This window comes from Flavobacterium sp. CYK-55 (assembly GCF_018413465.1).
Classification (GTDB): Bacteria; Bacteroidota; Bacteroidia; order Flavobacteriales; family Flavobacteriaceae; genus Flavobacterium.
In genome coordinates, this window is record NZ_JAHCDK010000003.1 from 150,894 (window position 1) to 173,882 (window position 22,989).

Below are 22,989 nucleotides of genomic sequence, written 5' to 3' on the forward strand. Positions count from 1 at the left end.
AGCCATTTTATTTCTGATTCAATTGATTGAGTAAATCATCCGCTTCTTGTGTTTTCCAACCAAAAGCTGCATTTTTAGCTTTGGCTTTCTCGGCCCAAACACGCGCTTGATTTTTGTCTTTATTTTTGAGGTATAAACGAGCGAGCAAAATCTCGGCATCATAAGTTTCATTGAGTGTGATTGCTCTTTGTGTCCATTTAATGGCCTCTAAAAGCGCAGCCGGTTCTGAGATGTTTTTTTGATAATTCCCAGCAATATCCAGGAGCATTTTGGCATCATTCCAAGCAAATTTTTCAACCGAAGCTGCGGTTACTTTTTTGTAAAGTTTCCAGTTATTGACTTTGACCGCTAATTGCGTATCAAAACCAAAAAGCAACGAATCTACGCGGCGCATATTGATGGTTTGCGCAATTGCGCGTCGTTTGTTATAAGTTAAGGTATCGCTGAGTTCAACCGCCGGCGTTAAGAATTCATTGACGGTATTCTCAATTTTTCGCTGAACGCGTTTGGCCGATGAAACGCCTTCAAATTCTTTGATATGACTCAAAACATACTGAAACTCACGCGATTTGATGTCGGTTACACCATTGGCAATAATCTTCCAGTTGTTGGCACTCACCAATTGCTCGTCTTTTTGCGTGGCTAGATATTTAGCTGCAATAGGCGAGAGTAGTTGTCGGTCGCGTCCTTTGTTGAGTGCGGTTAAGTAAGCCAGACATTTGTCGGCATTGCTCACATCGGCATTGAATTGAGCTTCTAAATAGGGCAATTGTTTTTCACGAATCAAGGCGTTTTTGGCTTCGGCTACAAATTCAGCAGGTTTAAATTCACCGCTGATGTTGTAGAGTTCGTTGCCGTTTTCATCAAAAAAAATAAACGTTGGAAAGTATTTTATACCAAATCTCTTTTTAAACATTCCGCCTTCGCCTTTTTCAATGTCTTGCCAAGCGCTGATGTAGTGTTTGTTGATAAAATTGCTGACGAGTGTATCGGTAAAAACTTCTTGTTTCATTTTGTTACAATGCGCACACCAAGTTGCATACATCATGTAAAAAACGGGCTTGTGCTCTTTTTTGGCGCGTTGCATCACCGAATTATACCCGGAACTGTCAAAATCAATTTTGCCTTGAGCTGATAAGTTCAAAGCTATAAAGCTGAATACAAAAATGAATAGCTTCGGATTCATGGATAAGGTTTTAAAGCAAATGCGAACAAATATATTGGGTTTTGTGACAAATTAAACGCTAACGGTCTGCTAAATTAAATGGTTGTTGTAAATTTGCGACACATTTTTATAAGATGAATTACCCCAGAATACCTTTAGCGCAGAGTATTATTCAGATTTGTCTGGCCAAAGGCGTTCATCATATTGTGATTTCTCCGGGTTCGCGCAATGCTCCGTTAACACTTGGTTTTACAGCTAATCCGCAATTTCATTGTTACAGTATTGCCGATGAACGTTGCGCTGGTTTTTTTGCTTTGGGCATCGCGCAGCAAATCAAAAAACCCGTGGCTTTGGTGTGTACTTCGGGCTCGGCTCTGCTCAATTATTATCCGGCTTTTGCCGAAGCTTTTTACAGTCAAATTCCACTGATTGTTATCTCGGCTGATCGTCCACAGAACAAAATTGACATTGGCGACGGGCAAACCATCCGTCAGGTGAATGTCTTTCAAAATCATTCGCTTTATAATGCCAATTTAACTGAAGGCGAAAGTTTTGAAAACGATTATAAAATCAATGAAGCCATTACGGTGGCACATATTCAAAAAGGTCCGACGCACATCAATGCTCCGTTTGAAGAACCGTTGTATTTGATGTCGCGCAAATTATCGGTTGACCCAACTATTTCCGGTTTTGCGAAGGTTTTTAAAAATATTTCTATCGAGGATGTTATCGCTTGTACCAATATTTGGAATTCGGCACAAAAGAAATTGATTTTGGTAGGAAGTTTAGATCCGAATGAAATTGATCCTGAAATTATTGATTGGTGGGCTGCTGATCCGTCAATTGTGGTGATGACTGAAGCGAGTTCGAATTTACATCATCCGACATTTATCAACCATATCGACACTTTAATTACGCCTTTTAAAGATAGAGATATTGCTCAATTTAAGCCCGAAGTTCTGATTACTTTTGGCGGAATGATTGTTTCTAAACGCATCAAATCTTTATTGCGTACACACAGACCTGAGCATCATTGGCATATTGATCCGCTTAGGGCTTATAATACTTTCGGCGCTTTAGCCCATCATTTTGAAGCACAGGCCAATGAGTTTTTTCATCAGATATTACCTTTTACTAAACAAGTCAAAAGTGAATATGCCGCGCAAATACAAGAGTTAAAAATTCTGCGCAGTCGCAAGCACAAAGCTTATTTGAGCAAGATTCCTTTTTCAGATTTAAAGCTTTTTGAAATTCTGCTTCCGCAATTGCCCAAGCCATCGATGTTGCAAATTAGCAATAGTTCGGCCATTCGCTATGCGCAATTGTTTGAAATTGATGCTCAAGTAAGTGTTTTTTGCAACCGCGGTACCAGCGGAATTGACGGTAGCACTTCAACGGCCATCGGCGCAGCCACCATGCATCAAAAACCTACCGTTCTCATTACCGGTGACATTAGTTTTCTCTACGATAGCAATGCGCTTTGGAACGAATATATTCCGAAGAATTTTAAAATTGTTTTGATCAATAATGGCGGTGGCGGTATTTTTAGAATTTTGCCGGGCCATCAAGAAAACAAAGTTTTTCACAAATATTTTGAAACTGCGCACAATCTTACAGCTGAGCATTTAGCCAAAATGTTCGGATTATCCTATGCTGCGGCCCACAATGAAAGTGAACTCATTGTACATACCAAACGATTGTTTTCGTTTAATAATCAACCTTCAATTTTAGAAGTTTTTACACCCGCGCATGAAAACAACAAAATATTACTGCAATACTTTAATGAACTCACTTAGTTTTTGATGAGTTTAAATGTAACCCCCATATCTGTTTTGACTAAATAAGTACCGAATGACAAGTCTGAAATGTCTATTCCGCTCATTGGGTTGTTTGCTTCTTTAATTTTTTGACCGAGTAAATTGTAAATACTCAGCTGTTTTACACCTGTAGAATTGAGAAAAAATACATCGTGTGCCGGATTCGGATAAATCAAAGAATTCATGCTTTCTGGTTTTGCCAAATTCAATGAAGTTGGATTTAATTTAGCCAAAAACGGATTATATAATGAACTTCCCGAAAATGGGATTGCATCAAAAGTAAAATTATTACTGCCTATTCCGCTCAAGTAGATGTTTCCGCTTTGATCTACGGCCACACTGTCAAATCGATCATATGAATCACCGCCGACAGATTTGGCCAAAACCACTTCGCCTTCGGGATTATATTTGAGTATTAGAGCATCTCTAAAACCGTTGGATTGCGATTGAAATTGACTGTTCCAACTGATGCTTTCAGAAAAACTGCCCACCCAATAAATATTACCTTGTGCATCGAGATTTAAAAAGTTTCGGTTACCAAGATAGGCTCTACCGCTACCGATGATTTCTTTCACCCATTGAAATTGGCCAGCGGCATTGAGTTTTGCTAGAAAAAAATCACTCATAAAACTCGTCTGTGGGCCTTCAATTTGAATATCGTCGAATGAAAAATCACCATTTAACTCAGAACAAAAATACACCGCATCTGGCGAATAAGCTACCACTTGCGGAGTTGGGCAAGTAATATCTTCAACATATTTTACCCATTGAAAACTGCCAAGTGTGTCGTATTTTGAAATGTAGGTATTGTAGGTAAGTGAAGTTGGCGCACTCACACCATTAAAGGTTGCGTTGCTTTCGGCACAAGAACCGGCGGCGTAGATGTTTCCTTGATTGTCAATACTTACGGATGAAATAAGACTCACATTATTTTGCGTGATGGTTAAAAGTGATTGCCCATCGGGAGATCGTTTTTGGATGTTTGAGTTCCAGAAATTGTCATAACCCAGATAGATATTGTCTTGCGCATCAACTACGACAGCTTTAAAGTTAACGTTGTTGAACTCGCCCAATTCAATGATTTCGTGCCATAGCAATGTTCCGTCGGGGCTGAATTTTAGTAAAACAGCTTCAACACCTTGCTCGTTAGATGTCAATGTGGTGGCCTCAATATTTAATTGGTCAATAAAGGCCGCAGCAACAATCGTATTTTTTTGACTGTCGGTTGTTATTTTAAAAATCTGACCCTTTCCGGTAAATGTTTTTTCCCACAAAAGTTGGCCTTGATCATTGTATTTCTTGAAAAACAAGTCGCCAAAAATGTCGGTGTATATGTATCGGTTGTCTGCAAAACCAGAAAGATAAATATTGCTATCAGAATCAACTGTAGTTACATAACCAATCAAATCCGGATTGTTATTGAAATCAATTTCGGGTGCTTTGACCCATTCAAAGGTTTGTGCGTGAATTTGATAGATAAAAAGGACCGCACCAATTAAAAGTATTTTTTTCATAGAATTTGCTCTTTGAATCAAAAGTATAAAATAAAGTTTCTGAGCTATAAAATCATAGGTAGATTTGAGGTAGACATGCCTGAAACTTCCGTATCTTCGCGCTTTAAATATTGCTATGATAGCCATCGGACAACACCATACACTCACCATTCTCAGGTCAACCGGAGTAGGTTTGTTTTTAGGAAACCCAGAGACTGAAGATGTAATTTTATTGCCTAATAAATATGTTCCTCAAAATTATCAAGTGGGCGATGAGTTGTGCGTTTTTGTTTATCTCGATCAGCAAGAAAGACCCGTGGCCACAACGCTTGAGCCTTATATTCACTTGAATGATTTTGCTTTGTTGCGGGTCAATTATACCAATCAGTTGGGTGCTTTTCTCGATTGGGGATTAGAGAAAGATTTGTTTGTTCCGTTTAAAGAACAAGCACGCAAAATGGAGCAAGGCAAACGTTATTTAGTCTATTTGTATTTGGATGACAAAACTCAGCGATTGGTGGCTTCTAGTAAAACAAATCAGTTTTTGAGCAATGAAAATTTAACCGTTGAAAAAGGCCAAGAAGTTGATTTAATTGTATCGCACACTACAGAACTTGGGCTCAATGTAATTGTCAATCAACAGCATAAAGGTTTGATTTACAAAGATGAAATTTTTGACGAACGCATCAGATTAGGCGACCGAATCAAAGGTTATGTCAAAGCCATTCGCGCTGACCATAAATTGGATATTTCACTCCAAAAAGAAGGTTTTGAAAACGTTGAAGAAAGTGCTCAAATTATTTTAGATGAACTCAAAAGCAAAAAAGGTTTTCTCAGACTCAATGATAAAAGTCATCCTGATGACATAAAAGTACTGTTGAATATGAGCAAAAAAACGTTCAAAAAAGCAGTGGGAACACTTTATCGCGAACGTCTGATAGAAATTAAAGAAGACGGAATTTACCTAATAGATTAATTTTCTACCACTTCAATATTCGGATTGATTTTAAGCAATTCTGACAAGAAAATTTCGCGCTTCGCCGGAGAAACATAGACATCGTCGTATTGATTATAGGTAATGATAAAACCTTTGGTGTCTAAGGCTGGCTTCATCGTCACCGGAACATATAACCCTGAGAAATACTTGATTTTCTTGATTTTTTCAATGTCAATTCTACCGCGATAAGGCCCGGAACGATACAGTAAAAAATGTCTTTTAATGACGTAGCGTGTGTCGAGTAATATCCACAAAATCAATACAATTACAGCAGATAAAACCACCACCGGAAAAAATGGGACATGCTCTTTTTTGAGTCCGATATAGAGTAGAAAAATCATTCCCAAAACCAAAGTCCAGAGAATGCCAACGGTATAAAAATTCTTAGTGGATAAAAAACGGTTCATAGCTTTTTGATTGTTCAAAAATAAATCAGATTCAGGGATTTTCTTGAGGTCGAAAATATAAAAAATGCTTTATTTTTACGCTAAATTAATACAATTACTGATATGATTGACTGGATTACCGTAAAAGAATTTGAAGATATTACCTATAAAAAATCCAACGGTGTTGCCCGAATTGCTTTCAATAGACCGAATGTACGCAACGCTTTTCGCCCTAAAACCACAGCAGAATTGCTCGAAGCTTTTCACGATGCCCAAGAAGATACTTCTATTGGTGTGGTTTTACTTTCTGCCGAAGGCCCGTCTACCAAAGACGGTATTTGGTCATTTTGTTCCGGCGGCGATCAAAATGCCCGTGGACACCAAGGTTATGTAGGCGCTGACGGTTACCACAGACTCAATATTCTCGATGTTCAAAGACTCATTCGCTTTATGCCCAAAGTAGTTATTGCGGTGGTTCCAGGTTGGGCTGTGGGCGGAGGTCACAGTTTACATGTGGTTTGCGATTTAACGTTGGCCAGCAAAGAACACGCTATTTTTAAACAAACCGATGCCGATGTAACGAGCTTCGATGCCGGTTATGGATCTGCTTATTTGGCCAAATTAGTAGGTCAGAAAAAAGCCCGTGAAATTTTCTTCTTAGGCCGAAATTACTCTGCTCAAGACGCTTTTGAGATGGGCATGGTCAATGCCGTGGTTCCGCATGCTGAACTAGAAGATACCGCTTATGAATGGGCACAAGAAATTCTCGCTAAATCGCCCACTTCGATCAAGATGCTCAAGTTTGCTATGAACCTGACTGATGACGGTATGGTTGGGCAACAAGTATTTGCCGGCGAAGCTACACGTCTGGCCTATATGACCGACGAAGCCAAAGAAGGACGCAATGCCTTTTTAGAAAAACGCAAACCTGATTTCGGCAAAAATAAATGGCTGCCATAAATTAAAATTCTATGGAAAATTTCACCAATGAAACACTTGATGTATCTAAGTTACCACGTTATGAATCTGTAGCGTTTGTGCCTTTGAGCGCATCTTACTGGAAAGTTATATTGCTACAATTATTAATAATTTTATTAATTGTAGTTGGAGTTGTTTTGTATGTTGTTTTGAATCAACCGGAGGTAATTCCTTATTTGGGTTTTTTAACTGGTTCATGGGTTCTTGCGTTAGTTCTTTCTAGAATTAGTTTTAACAAAAAAGCTTTTGCCTTCAGAGAACACGATGTTTTGTATCGAAGCGGTGTTATTGCTACCAGCACGATTGTCATTCCCTACAACCGAATTCAACACGTTGCTTTGCACGAAGGTGTTTTTTCAAGAATGTTTGGTTTGGCTAAAATTGAGATCTTCACTGCCGGCGGTCATTCAGGCGATATTGAAATTCCCGGAATCAAAAAGCATCAAGCCGAAGATATCAAGCAATTACTCATGGGTAAAATTCAAAAAGAACTTTCATGATTTCTGATTTTGATCAACCGCAAAAGCAGTCGCCAGTGGGTGTTTTGGTCATGTTTGCCGATACGCTTCAGGAGTATGCACGGGCTTTTTTGCCGGTTTTGGCCATCACGCTTTTTAAAGCCAAAGAATTCAGCATGTTGTATTTTGTGTTGATTTTAGTGGCTGCGCTGGTGGTTATTGGCGTTATTGCCTATCTGCGTTTTATCAATTTTACTTTTCATCTCGATCGCCAAAATCAAGAATTTATCATTCAAGAAGGCATTTTGAGCAAAACCAAAACTACGGTTCAATTGCACAAAATTCAGCAAGTCAACATTACACAATCGCTCATTCAGAGGCTCATTGGCGTTTATGGTTTAGAGGTTGATACCGCCGGAAGCAACTCCAAAGAAGGAAAAATCAAAGCCGTATCGCATGACTTGGCATTGGCCTTAAAATCAGAGTTGCTCAACAACCAAAAAGCCTCAGAAATTGCCTCTGACGAAAATCAAAATAATTTTATTTCAGAATCTGAAAGTCAGCCATTTATAAGTATTGGTTTGTCAAGTTTGATTAAAGTGGGTATTACTTCAAATTACGTCAAAAGTTTTTCTCTGTTGCTCGTATTCTTTTTTACGATGCTTGATTATATCGAGAAGTTTTTTGGCGATGAAGTTTTTGAATCCAATCGTTATGACCATATGGTTGAAGGTCGTTCGATGGCTTTAGGCTTGTTGTTTTTGGTTCTTTTGATTTTTGTAGTTGTGGTGGTCATAAATTTAGTGCGCACCATTATTCGCTACTTTGATTACAAAATTACGCGTCAAAAAGGCTCATTGCTTTTGTCATTTGGGCTCATCAATACCAAGAGCACGATTCTTAAGCCCGAGAAAGTTCAAATTGTGTCGATTACACAAAATTATTTTCAGAAAAAACTCAATGTGCTTCAGTTGCAAATCAAGCAAACGGCGCACAGTGAACGCGAAGAAAAAAATACGCACATTGAAATTCCCGGTTGCAATGCTTCAGAAAAAGACGCAATGCTGCATTTGCTGTATCAAAAAAACCCAGAAAAAGGCGTGATGCTCAGCCCTAATTTTCGCAAGTTGGGTTTTGCCGTTTTCTTGACCATAGTTCTTCCGTTGGTGGGTTATTTCTTTTTCAGACAGTATCAAAATCCCGAGCCTATGTTTGATTTTGCGGCGCTGATTTATACTATTTTTGTGGGGCTGGTTCAATATTTTAAATACAGAAATCACCGATTGTTTGTACATGACCATTTTATCATCAAACAAAGTGGCGCTTGGGATATTACCCATGAAATTATCGAACCCGGAAAAATCCAAGGCATCACCATATCACAGTTGTTTTGGCACAAAAGCATCGGAATCGGTTCTTTGATTTTGCATACTGCCGGCGGAAATATTCGCTTAGATTTGGGACAGATGAAACTCATTCAACCCTATGTGAATAAATGGTTGTATGAACTTGAAAAAACCGATGTTAATTGGATGTAAATCAAAAAAATAATTAATCATAAATCAAATGAAACACTGGATACAAGCTGCCAGACTCAGAACCTTACCGCTTTCGGTTTCGGGCATTATTCTCGGAAGTTTTTACGCGATGTCGCAATCTATGTTCAATTGGAAAATTGTGCTTTTGGCACTTTCAACTACTTTGGGCTTGCAGATACTTTCCAACTTTGCCAATGATTACGGAGATGGTGTCAAAGGTACCGACAACGATGATCGCATTGGGCCCAAACGCGCCATACAAAGCGGAGTGATTTCACCTGCACAGATGAAACGCGCCATGTTGATTACCTCAGTACTCACCATGCTTTCGGCCAGTTTGCTGATTTATTTTTCGTTCAAAACCTATCATTTTGGTTATTCGGTGTTCTTTTTTATCCTCGGATTGTTAGCCGTGGCTTCTGCCATTCGCTACACTGTGGGCAACTCAGCCTACGGATACCGCGGTTACGGAGATTTATTTGTGTTTATCTTTTTTGGCTGGGTGAGTACCGTCGGCATTTACTTTATGTTTGCCAAATCACTTGAAAACGGTTATTTACTTTTCTTGCCGGCTACCGCCATTGGCTTCCTGAGCGTAGGTGTGCTCAACCTAAACAATATGCGTGATGAAGCTTCTGACAGAAAATCAGGCAAACAAACTTTGGTGGTGCGCATGGGCGGTGAAAATGCCAAAAAATATCACTATTTCTTAATCGTTGGCGCTATGCTTTTGGTAGTTTTGTTTGCATTGCTCAACGATTTTCATTTTGATCAATACTTGTTTTTAATCGTATATATTCCGCTGATCAAACACCTCAAAACGGTGCGTAACAACACCGAACCGCGCGATTTAGACCCTGAGCTTAAAAAATTGGCTTTGAGCACTTTTATGCTTTCGGTTTTACTTTCGTTATGCCTCATTTATTTCCTTTCAGATATCCTAGTCAACAACGCTTAAAAAGCTTCTTATGAAAATTACATTTTACGGCCATGCCTCACTCGGAATCGAAGTTTCCGGCAAATTCATTTTAGTAGATCCTTTTATTTCAGGCAATCCAAAAGCCGCTCACATTAATCTTGAATCGCTTAAGCCTGATTATATTTTCTTAACGCATGCGCACCAAGACCACACGCTCGATGTTGAATTCATCATGGCGCACAACCCTCAGGCAGTGATTGTTTCTAATGCCGAAATCGTGACGCATTATGCGGCCAAAGGCTACAAAGGCCACATGATGAACCACGGCGGAAGCTGGAAATTTGAGTTCGGAGTGGTCAAATATGTCAACGCCATTCACTCCAGTTCGTTTGCCGATGGTACCTATGGTGGAAACCCGGGCGGTTTTGTCATCGAAGGCGAGCACAAAAACATCTACATCGCCGGCGATACGGCTTTAACGCTCGATATGAAACTCATTCCGATGCGCACCCAACTCGACTTGGCCATTTTGCCCATCGGAAGCAATTTCACAATGGATGTTGACGATGCCATCATCGCTTCAGATTTTATCGAGTGCGACAAAATCATGGGTTATCACTACGATACCTTCGGATATATTGAAATCAACCACGACCAGGCCAAGCGCAAGTTTTTTGACAAAGGCAAAGATTTGATGTTGCTTGAAATCGGTCAAAGTATCGAATTGTAATTTTTTTTGAAGCTCAATCCCGCTTTTCGCCTTTATCTCGCTGCGTAAACTTCGCGAGGATATCGGCTGCAATCGGGGCTAGGGCAGTAGTTTCACTTCAAAACCCGCTATGAAAATCAACTTTTTGTGGTTGCTGATATTTCCGTTGTTTGTGCTGGTTCAATCCGATGGTTACTGGGATAAAGCCCGCAGCACTTCGCGTTTGATTACCGTATCAGCACGCGATCGAATCGTCGTTCCAACAGAAGAATTACCTGTTGGCACTACCGAAATTGTGTTTAGAATTACACTGCTTGATGAAAATCAAAAGCTGTCTTCAAGTTTGGTTTCTTTGCTCAAAGCCATTCCCGACCCAACCGGTATTAGTGCGGGTTCGGCCGGAGCGGTGTTTCTGCTATCCAAAATTTCCGGTGATGATCAGTGTCGTTACGGATTGTTCAGCTCGTCTGAAGCCGCTTTAGCCTACCAAAAAGAAGGCACCACCGAGCCAGCTTGTTTTTATCAATCAGAACCCATCAACAAAGATGCGCGCAGGCTTTCGCTTGAAAGCTCAGCTTGTCTCAAAAACAAAGTTATTTGGTTTGGTTTTGAAAGCAAAAACTGGATTCTCAAACAGCGCATTGCCTTAGAAGTCGTTCCGTGGGTTGATTATAAACTCAGCCGCGGTTGGACACCCGACAAACGCAAATCGGTCATTGATATTTGCAAAACCACCGATTTGTCTCAAAAGCTTCCCGATGCCGATGATTACTGTGTTTGTGTTTCGAATAAAATTCAAAAGCAATACAAATACAGCGAATATCAAAAACTGTTGGCGGCCGAAAAAACCAAAGCGTTTCGCGATGCCGGTTTGGCCTGTTATAAAGAATCCGGAGCTGCGGTTGTTTTATTTGACAAGCAACGAGCTCAAGCCGAAGCTTTCATAGCAAAAGCACAATATGGTGAAGCCATTAAGGTTTTACTTCCGGTGGTTAATGAGGCGCCGCGTTCATCAGATTTCGGGCAATTGGGTTTGTGTTATTTGTTCACCAAACAATATGACAAAGCGCTTAAATATTTAGAAGCAGGACAAAAAGCCGATCCAACTGATTTGCTCACCCAACTCAGATTGTCGCATGTTTATTTGCTCAAAGATCATTATTCTGATGCCAAAGCTTTGTATAAAAAATTCCGTTCACAAAATGTAACTGATACTACAAGTTGGGCTCAGCAAGCGCAAACCGACATCAAAACTTTTGAAAAAATGGGTATTCATCACCCTGATTTTGAACGCATTTTAAAGCAACTAGAATAATGCAAGCGCGTTACCATCAATATTTACTCAACTTTAAAAAGCCTGCCGGAACTTCGCGCGGCGTTTTGCATCAAAAAGAAACTTGGTTTATTCTTTTAGAACACGAAGGCAAAACCGGCATAGGCGAGTGCGGAATTTTGCGCGGTCTAAGCGCCGACGATCGTCCGGGTTACGAAGAAAAACTGCGCTGGACTTGCCAAAATATACATTTGGGTTTAGCCGTTTTATACGATGAATTGATCGAGTTCCCGTCGATACAGTTTGGTTTAGAAATGGCCTTTTTGTCGTTGGCTTCAAAACATCCATTTGAGCTTTTCCCATCAGCCTTTACGCGTCATGAACAAGGAATCCCCATCAACGGCTTGATTTGGATGGGCGACCAAGCATCAATGCGCCAACAAATCGATGAAAAATTGCACAGTGGTTTTCATTGCATCAAACTCAAAATCGGCGCTATTGATTTTCATAAAGAACTCGCACTTTTATCATTTATCAGAGCGCATTATTCCCCGGAACAAATTGAAATTCGCGTCGATGCCAATGGCGCTTTTTCATCAAATGATGTTTTAGATAAACTGTCGCAACTTTCTGAATTTAAAATTCATAGCATTGAACAGCCTATCGCCAAAGGGCAAATTTATGAGATGGCCAATGTATGCGCTCAGAGCCCGATTCCGGTAGCGTTAGATGAAGAACTCATTGGTGTGTTTTCGGCTTCAGATCAAGAAGCTTTACTCGAGCAAATCAAACCGCAATATATTATTCTCAAACCCAGTTTTGTGGGCGGATTCAAAGGTTCATCTCAGTGGATTGATATCGCCCGAAAATATAAGGTGGGTTGGTGGGTCACGTCTGCGCTGGAGAGTAATGTTGGTCTGAATGCCATTGCGCAATGGGCTTTCATGCAAAACAATCCAATGCCGCAAGGTTTGGGCACCGGCGCTTTGTATACCAACAATTTTGAATCGCCGCTTGAAGTCAAAAACGGGCAATTGTTATACAGTACTTTGCCTTGGAATTTTTCTCTGTAGTATTATCCGTAAAAAAAGATTATTTTTAGCCTGAAATACCCAAATACATGATTTCTGAAGCTCAATTTCTAAACGAATTACAACTGATTATCAACAACGGAATCCGCGAAGACATTGGTCCGGGCGATTACAGTTCTCTAGCTTGTATTCCGGCAGAGGCGCGTGGTAAAGCCAAACTTTTGGTCAAAGATCAGGGCATTATTGCAGGCGTATCGTTTGCCGAAATGATTTTTAAAACGGTGGATCCATCGCTTGAAATAGAAGTTTTTATTCAAGACGGAAGCTCAGTGCAACACGGCGATGTGGTTTTTCATGTGAGCGGAAGTTCGCAATCGATTCTTAAAGCCGAGCGATTGGTACTCAATTCTATGCAACGCATGTCGGCCATTGCTACCAAAACCCATCAGTATGTGCAGCTGCTTTCGGGCACCCAAACCAAAATTCTCGATACGCGCAAAACAACCCCCGGATTTAGGGCTACCGAGAAATGGGCGGTCAAAATAGGCGGCGGTGAAAACCATCGATTTGCTTTGTATGATATGATTATGCTCAAAGACAATCACATTGATTTTGCCGGCGGAATTACGCAAGCCATTGCCAAAACCAGAGCATATTTGTCTCAAAATAACCTTGATTTAAAGATTATTGTCGAAGCCAGAAACCTAGATGAAATCAAAGAAATCCTGCAAAGTGACGGTGTGCATCGCATTCTGATTGACAATTTTAATTTTGAAGACACCCGAACAGCGGTGGCGCTCATCGGCACTCAATGTCAGAGTGAATCTTCGGGAAACATCAACGAAAAAACCATTCGTCAATATGCAGATTGTGGCGTTGATTATATTTCATCGGGCGCTTTAACGCACTCGGTATACAACATGGATTTAAGCCTTAAAGCGTTTTAAACATGAGCGAACCGATTGAAAATGTCATCAATAAAATTCCGGTTGCGCGCAATTTGATGCGGGTTACCCAACGAGTACCTTTGCCTTGGCTGCATGGTCTTTCGTTGTATGATTTACTTGAATTATATATTCTGGGGGTGGCTGAAGGAGCCTTATCGTACAGAGCTGCAGCGATTGCCTTTAGCTTTTTTATGGCGTTGTTTCCGTTTGCGCTGTTTATTTTGAACTTGATTCCGTACATACCCATTGAAGGTTTTCAGCAAGATTTTATGCGATTTGTAGGCGAGAGTGTCCCGCCTAAAACCTATGATGCTGTGGCTTCCATCATCAGTGATATCCTCAACAACAGTCATTCAGGTTTGTTATCAACGGGTTTCTTGATGGCTATTTTATTGATGGCCAATGGGCTCAATGCTATTTTAGGCGGATTTGAAACTTCACAACACGTCATCATCAGACGCGGTTTTTTCAGACAGTATTTTGTGGCTTTGGGCATCTCGCTCGTGTTGTCATTTTTATTACTGTTTACCGTAGCAATGATTGTTGTTTTTGAGGTATTTATTCAGACAACATCTATTCAAGATGTACTCAGTGACCGCATTCCGCTGATTATTATGGGGCGATATGCTTTTGTTATTTTGATGATTTTGTTTACAACTTCAATTTTATTCCGCTTTGGCGTGAGTCATGATCGCCGACGTTCTTTTATATCAATCGGTTCAGTGTTTACAACAATTCTGATTATTATTTCGTCTTACGGTTTTGGTATTTGGGTAGTAAAGTTTTCTAAGTATAATGAGCTGTATGGTTCAATAGGAACCTTGCTGATCATGATGTTTTACATTTGGCTCAACTGTATGATTTTGCTCATGGGCTTTGAGTTAGATGCACTCATTAATAAACTTAAGCGCGAAAAAGAACTGTCTGCTTAATATGAAAAAAGGTCTGATTATAGCATTTTTGTTTTTATCTGCGCTTTTATCAGCACAACATCACTCTGTTCTTGGAAGATGGAAAACCATCGACGATCAAACCGGAAAAGCAGTTTCGATTATTGAGATTTATGAGAAACAGAACAAAATTTACGGGAAAGTCATAGAAATTTTCAATCCCAAAGTAAAAGTTCCACGCTGCGAACAATGCCAAGGAGAAGATAAAAACAAACCAATTTTGGGGTTAGTAGTCATTAAAGGTTTGGTTAAAGACAAAGACGAATATACACACGGAAAAATTCTTGACCCAAAACACGGAAAACTATACAAATGCTCCATTTCACTTGAAAGCCGTGACCGCCTCAAAGTACGCGGATTTATTGGGATTAATTTGTTAGGCCGCACGCAAATTTGGGAACGTATTAAATAAATTCATTACCATGCCTTTTTTTGTCGAAGTGATTTTGCCCTTGGCATTGCCCAAAACTTTTACTTATCAGATATCTGAGGCAGAATTTCATTTTATAAAAAAAGGAATGCGCGTGGTAGTTCCGTTTGGAAAAAGCAAACTATACACAGCCTTGGTTCTTGATTTGCATCAAAACCAACCTTTGTTGTATGAAGCAAAAGAAATTGATCAGATTCTTGATGAACAACCCATTGTTAGTGAAATTCAAATAGAACATTGGAAATGGATGGCTCAGTATTATATGTGTTCTCTGGGCGAAGTATATCGCGGAGCCATGCCGAGTTCATTATTGCTTGAAAGCGAAACGATTGTTACCCGCAATACTGAACGATATTTTGATGCTTCAGAATTTACCGATGATGAATTTTTGGTTTATCAGGCTTTACAACATCAATCATCTTTGAAAATCGATGAGATTGTATCTATATTAAACAAGAAAAAAGTTTTTCCGATTTTGTATCGATTGCTTGAAAAACAAGTGCTTTCAATACACGAAGAAGTTACCGAAACCTATAAACCTAAACTGATAAAGTATATTCGATTGCATCCTGATTATGCTCAGGATGTGCATTTAAATGATTTGCTCAATAGCTTGAAAGGCAGCAAACAAACTCAGCTGATGATGCATTATTTTCAGCTCAAAGCAATACAAACCGAAGCTATTTCGGTTAAACAACTTACTGATATTGCCCAAGTGTCTTCAGCCACCGTAAAGAGTTTGATTGACAAAGGTGTTTTTGAAGTTTATTTTTTGCAGAAAGACCGAGTCGATTTTACCGAAAATTTTGCTTTATTGAACTTAGAACTCAGTGCCGAACAACAATTAGCCAAAGATTCAATACTCGAACATTGGAAAACCAAAGAGGTTTGCCTTTTGCATGGTGTTACCGGAAGCGGAAAAACAGAAGTTTATATTGAACTCATTAAATCGCTTTTAGAACAAAACAAGCAAGTTTTGTATTTGTTGCCCGAAATTGCTTTAACGACTCAGTTGGTTGATCGTTTGAGAAATCATTTTGGCGGATTGGTTTCAGTGTATCATTCAAAATACAGTAATCATGAGCGTGTAGAGGTTTGGCGCAATGTTTTGCAAAATGCTTCAAAAGCACAAATTGTTATTGGTGCGCGCTCGGCTTTGTTCTTGCCGTTTAAAACTTTAGGTTGTGTGATTATTGATGAAGAGCACGAGCAAACCTTCAAACAGCACGATCCGGCTCCGCGATATCATGCACGTGATACAGCCATTGTTTTGGCAGCAAAATATCAGGCCAAGGTTTTGTTGGGGTCAGCTACGCCTTCGCTTGAAAGTTATTTCAATGCGCAAAACGGCAAATATGGTTTAGTTGAATTAATGCACAGATTTGGAAATTTTAGCTTGCCTGAAATTGAATTAGTTGATCTTAAGGATAAATATTTCCGCAAGAAAATGACAGGGCATTTCAGTGATGCATTGATCGAAGAGATTCAAAATGCTTTAGCCAACAAAGAACAGATTATTCTATTTCAAAACAGACGAGGATATTCACCGGTGGTTGAATGTATGATTTGTGGTCATGTGGCTCAATGTCCGCAATGCGATGTGAGTTTGACTTATCACAAACACAAAAATCAGTTGCGTTGTCATTATTGCGGTTATTCAATGGCCAATCCGTCGCGATGTCATAGCTGCTCTGGTGTTGATCTTGAAACCAAAGGTTTTGGAACCGAACAAGTGCAACAAGAACTAGAGCAGATATTTCCGCAGGCGCGCATCATCAGAATGGATCAAGATACCACCCGTGCCAAATATGCCTTTGAGAAAATCATTGATAGTTTTAAAAATCATGAGGCTGATATATTAATCGGAACCCAAATGCTAGCCAAAGGGCTTGATTTTGAAAAAGTCAGCTTAGTGGGTATCATGAATGCCGATAATATGTTGTATCACCCTGATTTTAGAGCTTTTGAAAGGAGTTTTCAGCTGATGACTCAAGTGTCGGGCAGGGCAGGGCGTTCTGAAAAATCAGGTAAAGTGATGATACAAACATATAATCCGTATCATAACATTATCCAGCAAGTTACCCGAACCGATTATCTAGCCATGTATCGCGAACAATTATATGAACGCAAAATTTATCAATATCCACCCTATACCCGATTGGTAAGACTTACGCTTAAACATCGCGATTTTGAAAAACTCAAACAATCGGCACAGTGGCTTACTGATGTTATGAAGCAACATCTGAATATTCCTGTTCTTGGTCCTGAAGAGCCGCCGGTGGGAAGAATCCGCAATGAATATATTCGATTGATTTTGATCAAAATCCCTCAAGATCAGTCATTAAACGGCATAAAAAAAACTATCCAGAAAATACTGGATAGTTTTGATACGGTTGCGCAATTCAGAGCTGTAAAAGTTTCTGTTAACGTTGACTTTTACTAGGCAATAGCCAAAGCTCTGATCAAATCGTCTTTTTTGTTGCGGCTTAGTGGTATTTTTGTAATTCCGATTTCGGCGTATTTACTGTTGAATCGTTCTACTTTATCAATATTAATGATGTAAGACTTGTGTACTCGGATAAATTTTTCTTTTGATAAATCTTTCTCAAATGATTTCATCGTTGAAAGAACCAAGTTGCTGTCTTCTTCGGTTACCACTTTCACGTAATCACCAAAAGCTTCAATCCATTTGATTTTTGAAGTGTACACTTTTAGTTTTTTAAGGTTACTTTTAATGAAAATATGTTCGCCTTCTTCTTCTTGATTTTCTTTTTTGAGCATATGGAAATCCATTGCTCTTTTAACCGAAGCATTAAAACGATCTAAAGCAATAGGTTTCTGCAAATAATCAGTAGCGTCATAATCGAACGCTTTCATTGCATATTCTGCTTTTGAAGTAATAAAAATGATTTGTGGTTTAGACTTTAAACCATCAAGAAAATCAAATCCACTGATGACCGGCATCTCAACATCTAGAAAGATGAGATCAACAGTATGAACCGACATGCAATTTTTTGCTTCAATTGCATTAGAAAAATCTCCAATTAAATGTAAATTTGGATGATTATTTACTAGCTTTGCGATGATCATCCTTTGGATGGAACTATCATCAACTACAACACAATTTAGTTTCATAATTCTAATTTATTATAGATTTGGTGAGGCGAATGTAGAATCTTTTATATTACCAACCTAATGTTTATCGGTTTTTTTTGCGTTTAAACGATAAAAAATGCATTTTTCTTGTTTATTAAAATTTAATTACTACTTTTGCGCGATTATTCAAAAAACACCTTAATTAATTATTATGAAACATTACGAAACTGTTTTCATTTTAAATCCCGTTTTATCTGATGTTCAGGTAAAGGAAACAGTGAGCAAATTTGAAGATTTTCTTACTTCCCGTGGAGCCGAAATGATTTCTAAAGAGGATTGGGGCCTAAAAAAGATGGCTTATGAAATCCAAAACAAGAAAAGTGGTTTTTACCATTTGTTCGAATTTAAAGTAACACCAGAAGTTTTATTGGCTTTTGAAACTGAATTCAGACGCGACGAAAGAGTGATGCGTTTCCTTACAGTTAGCTTAGACAAACATGCGGTTGCCTGGGCAGAGAGAAGAAGAACCAAATTAAATGCAAAAGCGTAATCATGGCAAATATCCAACAATCAGCTTCAGGTAAGAAAGATGGAGATATCAGATATCTTACACCTTTAAATATAGAAACGAACAAAACCAAAAAATACTGTCGTTTTAAAAAAGCCGGTATCAAATATGTAGATTATAAAGATCCGGACTTCTTGTTGAAATTCGTAAACGAGCAAGGTAAAATTTTACCTCGTCGTCTGACAGGAACTTCTTTGAAATATCAAAGAAAAGTGTCAGTTGCTATCAAAAGAGCCAGACATTTAGCATTATTGCCATATGTGGCTGATTTACTAAAATAATAAGGAAGAGCAATTATGGAACTTATATTAAAGAAAGACGTACAGAATTTAGGTTTTAAAGATGATATCGTAACAGTAAAAGCTGGTTACGGTCGCAACTACCTTATTCCACAAGGTTTTGCTCACATGGCAACACCTTCAGCTAAAAAAGTATTGGCTGAAAACTTAAAACAAAAAGCGCACAAAGAAGCAAAATTAGTGAGTGATGCTCAAGCATTAGGCGAAGCTTTGAAAGCGGTTGAAATCAAAATTTTCTCTAAAGCAGGTGGCGAAAAATTGTTTGGTTCAGTGACCAACATGAACATCGCTGAAGCATTAGAAAAAGCAGGTCATAATATTGACAGAAAATTCATCACCAGCGGAATCGTTAAACGTACAGGTAAATATACTGCCAACGTTCGTTTACACAGAGAAGTTGTGGTTGAATTATCATACGAAGTAATTGCTGAGCAATAATATTTCGAAATACTTTTTTCAAGAATCCCGATTTTTAAGTCGGGATTTTTTTTTAATTTAAAGCTCATCCGGCTATCCGCTTTATCTTTTGTTCTGAACACCAGAACAAAAGGATATCGCTTCTATCCGGGCTAGGGTTTTAGTAACACCTTAGGGCTTTATTTGCATATTTATAAGGAATGATACCTGAAGTCCACTGGACTCCCTCCTCTTAATATCAAATGGGCTAGTGCATTCAACTACAAATTAGCATTCGTATCATGAAATACGCTCGATTAACCCAAGAACAGTTTGAAGAATTACACCCTGAATTCATTAACTTTCTCGCATCTCAAACCATTGATAAAAACGAATGGGACGAACTCAAAGCTCAGAAACCAGAAGTAGCTGAACAGGAACTTGATGTTTTTTCAGATCTTATTTGGGAAGGCGTGCTTTCAAGAACTCGTTACTTAGAGCATTTTTCAAATACCCATGTATTTTTGTTTGAATGTTTTGAATCGCACATCGAATCCATCATCATCAAATCATTGCGCCCGGATATTGATTTGCTCAGTCAAGAAGGTTTGCAATGGCTCAACCAAGAAATGTTTGGGCCTGAGGTTGAAATCAGATTAGGCCGGAAAAACTATACGCAAGAGCGCAATGCAGATATTTTCAGCTTGATACAACAAGGCGCATATCTTAGCGGAGGCGAAATGTATCAACAACTCATGCAGGTAATTCGTTCGTAAGTTTTTCCGTCAGACTGTGATAAATTAGCTATTTTAGTCAATCGATTTACAACAGTTAATTTATGGATGTGCTCAAAACCATTCAAAGCTTACGCGAAGAACTCAACTTTCACAATCATCAATATTATGTGCTCGATGCACCAACGATTTCAGATTTTGAATTTGATTTAAAACTCAAGCAACTTCAAGATTTAGAAAGCCAACATCCTGAATATTTTGATGAAAACTCACCCACACAAAGAGTAGGCGGTGCGATTACCAAGAATTTCCAGACCGTACAGCATGAATATCGCATGTATTCATTGGATAATTCTTATTCAAAAGACGATTTAAAAGATTGGGAAGCGCGCATTCAAAAAGTGCTGGGCAATGTTGATTTAGCTTATACTTGCGAACTCAAATATGACGGAGCATCCATCAGCATTACCTATGAAAACGGCAAACTAAAACGAGCCGTTACCCGCGGTGATGGTTTTCAAGGCGATGACGTTACTACCAACATCAAGACTATTAAATCTGTTCCGCTTAAATTAAAAGGCGATGATTTTCCTGAGAAGTTTGATATCCGTGGTGAAATTATTTTACCGTTGTCCGGTTTTGAAAAAATGAATCAAGAACTCATCGAAATTGGCGAAACACCTTATTCAAACCCCAGAAATACAGCTTCAGGAAGTTTAAAGTTGCAAGATAGTGCTGAAGTTGCCAAACGTCCGCTGGATTGTTTGCTTTATTTTCTGATAGGAAATAATCTTCCGTTTAATACCCAATTCGATGGTTTGTCGCATGCGCGCTCGTGGGGTTTTAAAGTTCCGCAACAAACTAAGCTTGCCCAAAATTTAGAGGATGTTTTTGCTTTTATCGATTACTGGGATGTTCATCGACATGACTTGCCTTATGAAACCGATGGTGTAGTTATTAAAGTAAACAGTTTTCAGCATCAAGATGAACTCGGTTACACAGCTAAGTCACCGCGTTGGGCCATTGCTTATAAGTTTAAATCGGAGCAAGTCTCAACCCGAATCAATTCAATTGATTATCAAGTTGGTCGTACAGGATCTATTACGCCGGTGGCCAATTTAGAACCTGTTCAACTTGCAGGAACCATTGTAAAACGTGCATCTTTGCACAATGCTGATCAAATTGAAAAGCTAGATATTCGTCTTGGCGATGTGGTTTATGTAGAAAAAGGGGGTGAAATTATTCCTAAAATAATTGGTGTAGATTTATTTCAAAGAAACTCAGAAGCATCTCCTATACATTATATTACACATTGTCCGGAATGTATGACTGAGCTCATTCGTCATGAAGGTGAGGCCAATCATTATTGCCCAAATTATTATGGTTGCCCGCCGCAAATCATTGGACGTGTGCAGCATTACATCACCCGAAAAGCAATGGATATTGAAGGGTTGGGAGGCGAAACGGTGGCGCTTTTGTATCAAAACGGATTAGTCCACAGTTATGCTGATTTATACGATTTGAAAGTTGAACAGTTACTCCCACTTGATAGAATGGCGCAAAAATCAGCAGAAAACTTGGTCAATGGAGTGCAAAAATCTAAGGAAGTTCCGTTTGACCGTGTGCTTTATGCCTTAGGAATTCGCTATGTGGGAGAAACGGTTGCCAAGAAGTTAGCCAAACATTACAAAAATATTGAAGCGCTTTCAAAAGCCAGCTTAACTGATTTGATTTTGGTGGATGAAATAGGTGAGAAGATTGCCCAAAGTGTTCTGGAGTTTTTTGAAAACAATGATAATAAATTACTCATCAATCGACTTAAAAACTACGGAGTTCAGTTGGAATTGATAGAAATATTCAATCCGAATGCAACCGATAAATTGGTAGGTAAAACTTTTGTTGTTTCAGGCGTTTTTAGCATTTTTTCACGTGATGAACTCAAAAAATCGATAGAAGATAATGGCGGGAAAGTTGGAAGTTCAATTTCAGCAAAAACTGATTATGTTATTGCCGGAGATAATATGGGTCCGGCCAAGCTTGAAAAAGCCAATCAGTTGAACATACCCATTATTACCGAACAAGAGTATCAAAACATGATTGATGAAAACTAGGCAAGTAGCGTTAATTTTATATTTAATAGCTTGTTCATTATCAGTTTTGGCATCCATAATTGATAATGAATTATTAATGCTAATTAGTAAACCAGCTATTATTCCAGCCATTATTTATTACTATCTCACAATCAAAAAGTCATCCGTTGAGCCTGTATATATTGCTGTTTTATTATTCAATTTTGTAGGTGACACCATTGCTTTACTTAGATTTGAAAATCAGACTTTACTGCTGATGATTCCGTTTTTCATGTCTTATGTGCTTATTTTGAGATGCATAATTATTGATGTTCTTAAGTTAAAATGGGATAGAACAGGCGGGTTTATTGCTGTTGCCATTTTTCTTTTTCTGATGTATGTTTTATCAGAGCTCATAGGTATGTTTGCCGATACTAATCCTGAGTTGGTTTGGCCGGTAATAATTTATGGAATTTTTTTGGGTGGGTTATCCTCTTTGTCGGTGTATTGTTATGCAACCAAAATATCAGTTCATGCTTTTTTCATGTTGATGTTTGTTTTGACCAGCGTGGTCTCAGATGTGTTTTATATGTTATTTGAGTTTATATATAAAATTTCATTTTTGAATTATTTTGAGTTTGCGGCACAGTTATTTTCTTACTATTTTCTGGTAAAGTATTTCGTTTTAAGAAGTAAATAATTGGTTTTTTGCTAATTCCCAAAACATTATTTAATA

Annotated in this window: 23 protein-coding genes; 19 read left to right on the forward strand and 4 right to left on the reverse strand. The window is 38.7% G+C overall.

The genetic code is table 11. The features are described from left to right. Positions 1–7: 7 nt before the first annotated feature. A complete protein-coding gene (locus tag KIH23_RS05260; RefSeq protein ID WP_213211701.1) occupies positions 8–1,186 on the reverse strand; it encodes a thioredoxin family protein in 1,179 nt (392 codons plus the stop codon). A gap of 113 nt (positions 1,187–1,299) precedes the next feature. Between KIH23_RS05260 and menD the strand changes: the two genes are divergently transcribed. Then, entirely contained in the window at positions 1,300–2,961 is a 1,662-nt protein-coding gene (gene menD, locus KIH23_RS05265) for a 2-succinyl-5-enolpyruvyl-6-hydroxy-3-cyclohexene-1-carboxylic-acid synthase (RefSeq protein ID WP_213211703.1), read from the forward strand. Here the strand turns inward: menD and KIH23_RS05270 are convergent. After that, positions 2,958–4,496 (reverse strand): T9SS type A sorting domain-containing protein, encoded by a 1,539-nt coding sequence (locus KIH23_RS05270; protein WP_213211705.1) that lies wholly within the window; start codon positions 4,494–4,496, stop codon positions 2,958–2,960. The two genes, menD and KIH23_RS05270, sit on opposite strands and share 4 nt — an antisense overlap. 115 nt (positions 4,497–4,611) lie before the next feature. Here KIH23_RS05270 and KIH23_RS05275 point away from each other — a divergent pair, with 115 nt between their 5' ends. Then, positions 4,612–5,451 (forward strand): S1 RNA-binding domain-containing protein, encoded by an 840-nt coding sequence (locus tag KIH23_RS05275; RefSeq protein ID WP_213211707.1) that lies wholly within the window; start codon positions 4,612–4,614, stop codon positions 5,449–5,451. Here KIH23_RS05275 and KIH23_RS05280 read toward each other — a convergent pair. Further along, the gene (locus KIH23_RS05280; RefSeq protein ID WP_213211709.1) at positions 5,448–5,879 is read right to left on the reverse strand and encodes a PH domain-containing protein; all 432 of its coding nucleotides are present in this window, start codon (positions 5,877–5,879) and stop codon (positions 5,448–5,450) included. The genes KIH23_RS05275 and KIH23_RS05280 overlap by 4 nt on opposite strands. A 105-nt stretch (positions 5,880–5,984) precedes the next feature. Between KIH23_RS05280 and KIH23_RS05285 the strand changes: the two genes are divergently transcribed. The 11 genes from KIH23_RS05285 to priA all read left to right on the forward strand — a co-directional run bounded on the left by KIH23_RS05285 (position 5,985) and on the right by priA (position 17,534). Next, on the forward strand, positions 5,985–6,818 hold the full coding sequence (locus KIH23_RS05285) for a 1,4-dihydroxy-2-naphthoyl-CoA synthase (RefSeq protein WP_213212209.1): 834 nt from the start codon (positions 5,985–5,987) through the stop codon (positions 6,816–6,818). An 11-nt stretch (positions 6,819–6,829) separates the two neighbouring features. After that, the gene (locus tag KIH23_RS05290; protein WP_213211711.1) at positions 6,830–7,336 is read left to right on the forward strand and encodes a PH domain-containing protein; all 507 of its coding nucleotides are present in this window, start codon (positions 6,830–6,832) and stop codon (positions 7,334–7,336) included. Further along, a complete protein-coding gene (locus tag KIH23_RS05295; RefSeq protein ID WP_213211713.1) occupies positions 7,333–8,832 on the forward strand; it encodes a PH domain-containing protein in 1,500 nt (499 codons plus the stop codon). Before KIH23_RS05290 ends, KIH23_RS05295 begins: the two co-directional genes overlap by 4 nt. Before the next feature lie 28 nt (positions 8,833–8,860). Next, positions 8,861–9,790, forward strand: a complete 930-nt coding sequence (menA, locus tag KIH23_RS05300) for a 1,4-dihydroxy-2-naphthoate octaprenyltransferase (RefSeq protein ID WP_213211715.1) — start codon at positions 8,861–8,863, stop codon at positions 9,788–9,790. Between the two features lie 10 nt (positions 9,791–9,800). Continuing rightward, positions 9,801–10,481, forward strand: a complete 681-nt coding sequence (locus tag KIH23_RS05305) for a metal-dependent hydrolase (protein ID WP_213211717.1) — start codon at positions 9,801–9,803, stop codon at positions 10,479–10,481. Positions 10,482–10,590: 109 nt separating this feature from the next. Further along, entirely contained in the window at positions 10,591–11,775 is a 1,185-nt protein-coding gene (locus KIH23_RS05310) for a tetratricopeptide repeat protein (RefSeq protein WP_213211719.1), read from the forward strand. Continuing rightward, a complete protein-coding gene (locus KIH23_RS05315; RefSeq protein WP_213211721.1) occupies positions 11,775–12,806 on the forward strand; it encodes an o-succinylbenzoate synthase in 1,032 nt (343 codons plus the stop codon). The genes KIH23_RS05310 and KIH23_RS05315 overlap by 1 nt, the downstream gene beginning before the upstream one ends. Before the next feature lie 47 nt (positions 12,807–12,853). Beyond that, complete coding sequence (gene nadC, locus KIH23_RS05320; RefSeq protein ID WP_213211723.1) at positions 12,854–13,711, forward strand: carboxylating nicotinate-nucleotide diphosphorylase; 858 nt, start codon at positions 12,854–12,856, stop codon at positions 13,709–13,711. A 2-nt stretch (positions 13,712–13,713) separates the two neighbouring features. Next, positions 13,714–14,643 carry a YihY/virulence factor BrkB family protein gene (locus KIH23_RS05325; RefSeq protein ID WP_213211725.1) on the forward strand — a complete coding sequence of 310 codons (930 nt, stop codon included), beginning with the start codon at positions 13,714–13,716 and terminating at the stop codon, positions 14,641–14,643. A gap of 1 nt (position 14,644) precedes the next feature. Continuing rightward, positions 14,645–15,073, forward strand: coding sequence for a DUF2147 domain-containing protein (locus KIH23_RS05330; protein ID WP_213211727.1), 429 nt, complete (start codon positions 14,645–14,647; stop codon positions 15,071–15,073). A 10-nt stretch (positions 15,074–15,083) separates the two neighbouring features. Beyond that, positions 15,084–17,534 (forward strand): primosomal protein N', encoded by a 2,451-nt coding sequence (priA, locus tag KIH23_RS05335; RefSeq protein ID WP_213211729.1) that lies wholly within the window; start codon positions 15,084–15,086, stop codon positions 17,532–17,534. On the opposite strand, the gene KIH23_RS05340 is transcribed toward priA, so the two are convergent. After that, a complete protein-coding gene (locus KIH23_RS05340) occupies positions 17,531–18,226 on the reverse strand; it encodes a LytR/AlgR family response regulator transcription factor (protein WP_213211730.1) in 696 nt (231 codons plus the stop codon). The two genes, priA and KIH23_RS05340, sit on opposite strands and share 4 nt — an antisense overlap. 172 nt (positions 18,227–18,398) lie before the next feature. On the opposite strand from KIH23_RS05340, the gene rpsF reads away from it, so the two are divergent. The 6 genes from rpsF to KIH23_RS05370 all read left to right on the forward strand — a co-directional run bounded on the left by rpsF (position 18,399) and on the right by KIH23_RS05370 (position 22,953). After that, positions 18,399–18,737: a 30S ribosomal protein S6 gene (gene rpsF / locus KIH23_RS05345; protein ID WP_213211732.1), complete on the forward strand. Its 339-nt coding sequence runs from the start codon at positions 18,399–18,401 to the stop codon at positions 18,735–18,737. A 2-nt stretch (positions 18,738–18,739) separates the two neighbouring features. Continuing rightward, positions 18,740–19,036: a 30S ribosomal protein S18 gene (gene rpsR, locus KIH23_RS05350; RefSeq protein ID WP_213211740.1), complete on the forward strand. Its 297-nt coding sequence runs from the start codon at positions 18,740–18,742 to the stop codon at positions 19,034–19,036. 15 nt (positions 19,037–19,051) lie between these two features. Beyond that, entirely contained in the window at positions 19,052–19,492 is a 441-nt protein-coding gene (gene rplI, locus KIH23_RS05355; protein ID WP_213211742.1) for a 50S ribosomal protein L9, read from the forward strand. Between the two features lie 260 nt (positions 19,493–19,752). After that, positions 19,753–20,226, forward strand: coding sequence for a DUF6495 family protein (locus KIH23_RS05360; RefSeq protein WP_213211744.1), 474 nt, complete (start codon positions 19,753–19,755; stop codon positions 20,224–20,226). Between the two features lie 62 nt (positions 20,227–20,288). Continuing rightward, complete coding sequence (gene ligA / locus KIH23_RS05365) at positions 20,289–22,295, forward strand: NAD-dependent DNA ligase LigA (protein WP_213211746.1); 2,007 nt, start codon at positions 20,289–20,291, stop codon at positions 22,293–22,295. Then, positions 22,285–22,953: a hypothetical protein gene (locus KIH23_RS05370; RefSeq protein WP_213211747.1), complete on the forward strand. Its 669-nt coding sequence runs from the start codon at positions 22,285–22,287 to the stop codon at positions 22,951–22,953. Before ligA ends, KIH23_RS05370 begins: the two co-directional genes overlap by 11 nt. The last annotated feature ends 36 nt before the right edge of the window (positions 22,954–22,989 follow it).

Excerpts from the sequence above, each read along its gene's own strand:
- KIH23_RS05260 (WP_213211701.1), bottom strand. The coding sequence starts at position 1,186 with ATGAATCCGAAGCTATTCATTTTTGTATTCAGCTTTATAGCTTTGAAC.
- menD (WP_213211703.1), top strand. The coding sequence starts at position 1,300 with ATGAATTACCCCAGAATACCTTTAGCGCAGAGTATTATTCAGATTTGT.
- KIH23_RS05270 (WP_213211705.1), bottom strand. The coding sequence starts at position 4,496 with ATGAAAAAAATACTTTTAATTGGTGCGGTCCTTTTTATCTATCAAATT.
- KIH23_RS05275 (WP_213211707.1), top strand. The coding sequence starts at position 4,612 with ATGATAGCCATCGGACAACACCATACACTCACCATTCTCAGGTCAACC.
- KIH23_RS05280 (WP_213211709.1), bottom strand. The coding sequence starts at position 5,879 with ATGAACCGTTTTTTATCCACTAAGAATTTTTATACCGTTGGCATTCTC.
- KIH23_RS05290 (WP_213211711.1), top strand. The coding sequence starts at position 6,830 with ATGGAAAATTTCACCAATGAAACACTTGATGTATCTAAGTTACCACGT.
- KIH23_RS05295 (WP_213211713.1), top strand. The coding sequence starts at position 7,333 with ATGATTTCTGATTTTGATCAACCGCAAAAGCAGTCGCCAGTGGGTGTT.
- menA (WP_213211715.1), top strand. The coding sequence starts at position 8,861 with ATGAAACACTGGATACAAGCTGCCAGACTCAGAACCTTACCGCTTTCG.
- KIH23_RS05305 (WP_213211717.1), top strand. The coding sequence starts at position 9,801 with ATGAAAATTACATTTTACGGCCATGCCTCACTCGGAATCGAAGTTTCC.
- KIH23_RS05310 (WP_213211719.1), top strand. The coding sequence starts at position 10,591 with ATGAAAATCAACTTTTTGTGGTTGCTGATATTTCCGTTGTTTGTGCTG.
- KIH23_RS05315 (WP_213211721.1), top strand. The coding sequence starts at position 11,775 with ATGCAAGCGCGTTACCATCAATATTTACTCAACTTTAAAAAGCCTGCC.
- nadC (WP_213211723.1), top strand. The coding sequence starts at position 12,854 with ATGATTTCTGAAGCTCAATTTCTAAACGAATTACAACTGATTATCAAC.
- KIH23_RS05325 (WP_213211725.1), top strand. The coding sequence starts at position 13,714 with ATGAGCGAACCGATTGAAAATGTCATCAATAAAATTCCGGTTGCGCGC.
- KIH23_RS05330 (WP_213211727.1), top strand. The coding sequence starts at position 14,645 with ATGAAAAAAGGTCTGATTATAGCATTTTTGTTTTTATCTGCGCTTTTA.
- priA (WP_213211729.1), top strand. The coding sequence starts at position 15,084 with ATGCCTTTTTTTGTCGAAGTGATTTTGCCCTTGGCATTGCCCAAAACT.
- KIH23_RS05340 (WP_213211730.1), bottom strand. The coding sequence starts at position 18,226 with ATGAAACTAAATTGTGTTGTAGTTGATGATAGTTCCATCCAAAGGATG.
- rpsF (WP_213211732.1), top strand. The coding sequence starts at position 18,399 with ATGAAACATTACGAAACTGTTTTCATTTTAAATCCCGTTTTATCTGAT.
- rpsR (WP_213211740.1), top strand. The coding sequence starts at position 18,740 with ATGGCAAATATCCAACAATCAGCTTCAGGTAAGAAAGATGGAGATATC.
- rplI (WP_213211742.1), top strand. The coding sequence starts at position 19,052 with ATGGAACTTATATTAAAGAAAGACGTACAGAATTTAGGTTTTAAAGAT.
- KIH23_RS05360 (WP_213211744.1), top strand. The coding sequence starts at position 19,753 with ATGAAATACGCTCGATTAACCCAAGAACAGTTTGAAGAATTACACCCT.
- ligA (WP_213211746.1), top strand. The coding sequence starts at position 20,289 with ATGGATGTGCTCAAAACCATTCAAAGCTTACGCGAAGAACTCAACTTT.
- KIH23_RS05370 (WP_213211747.1), top strand. The coding sequence starts at position 22,285 with ATGAAAACTAGGCAAGTAGCGTTAATTTTATATTTAATAGCTTGTTCA.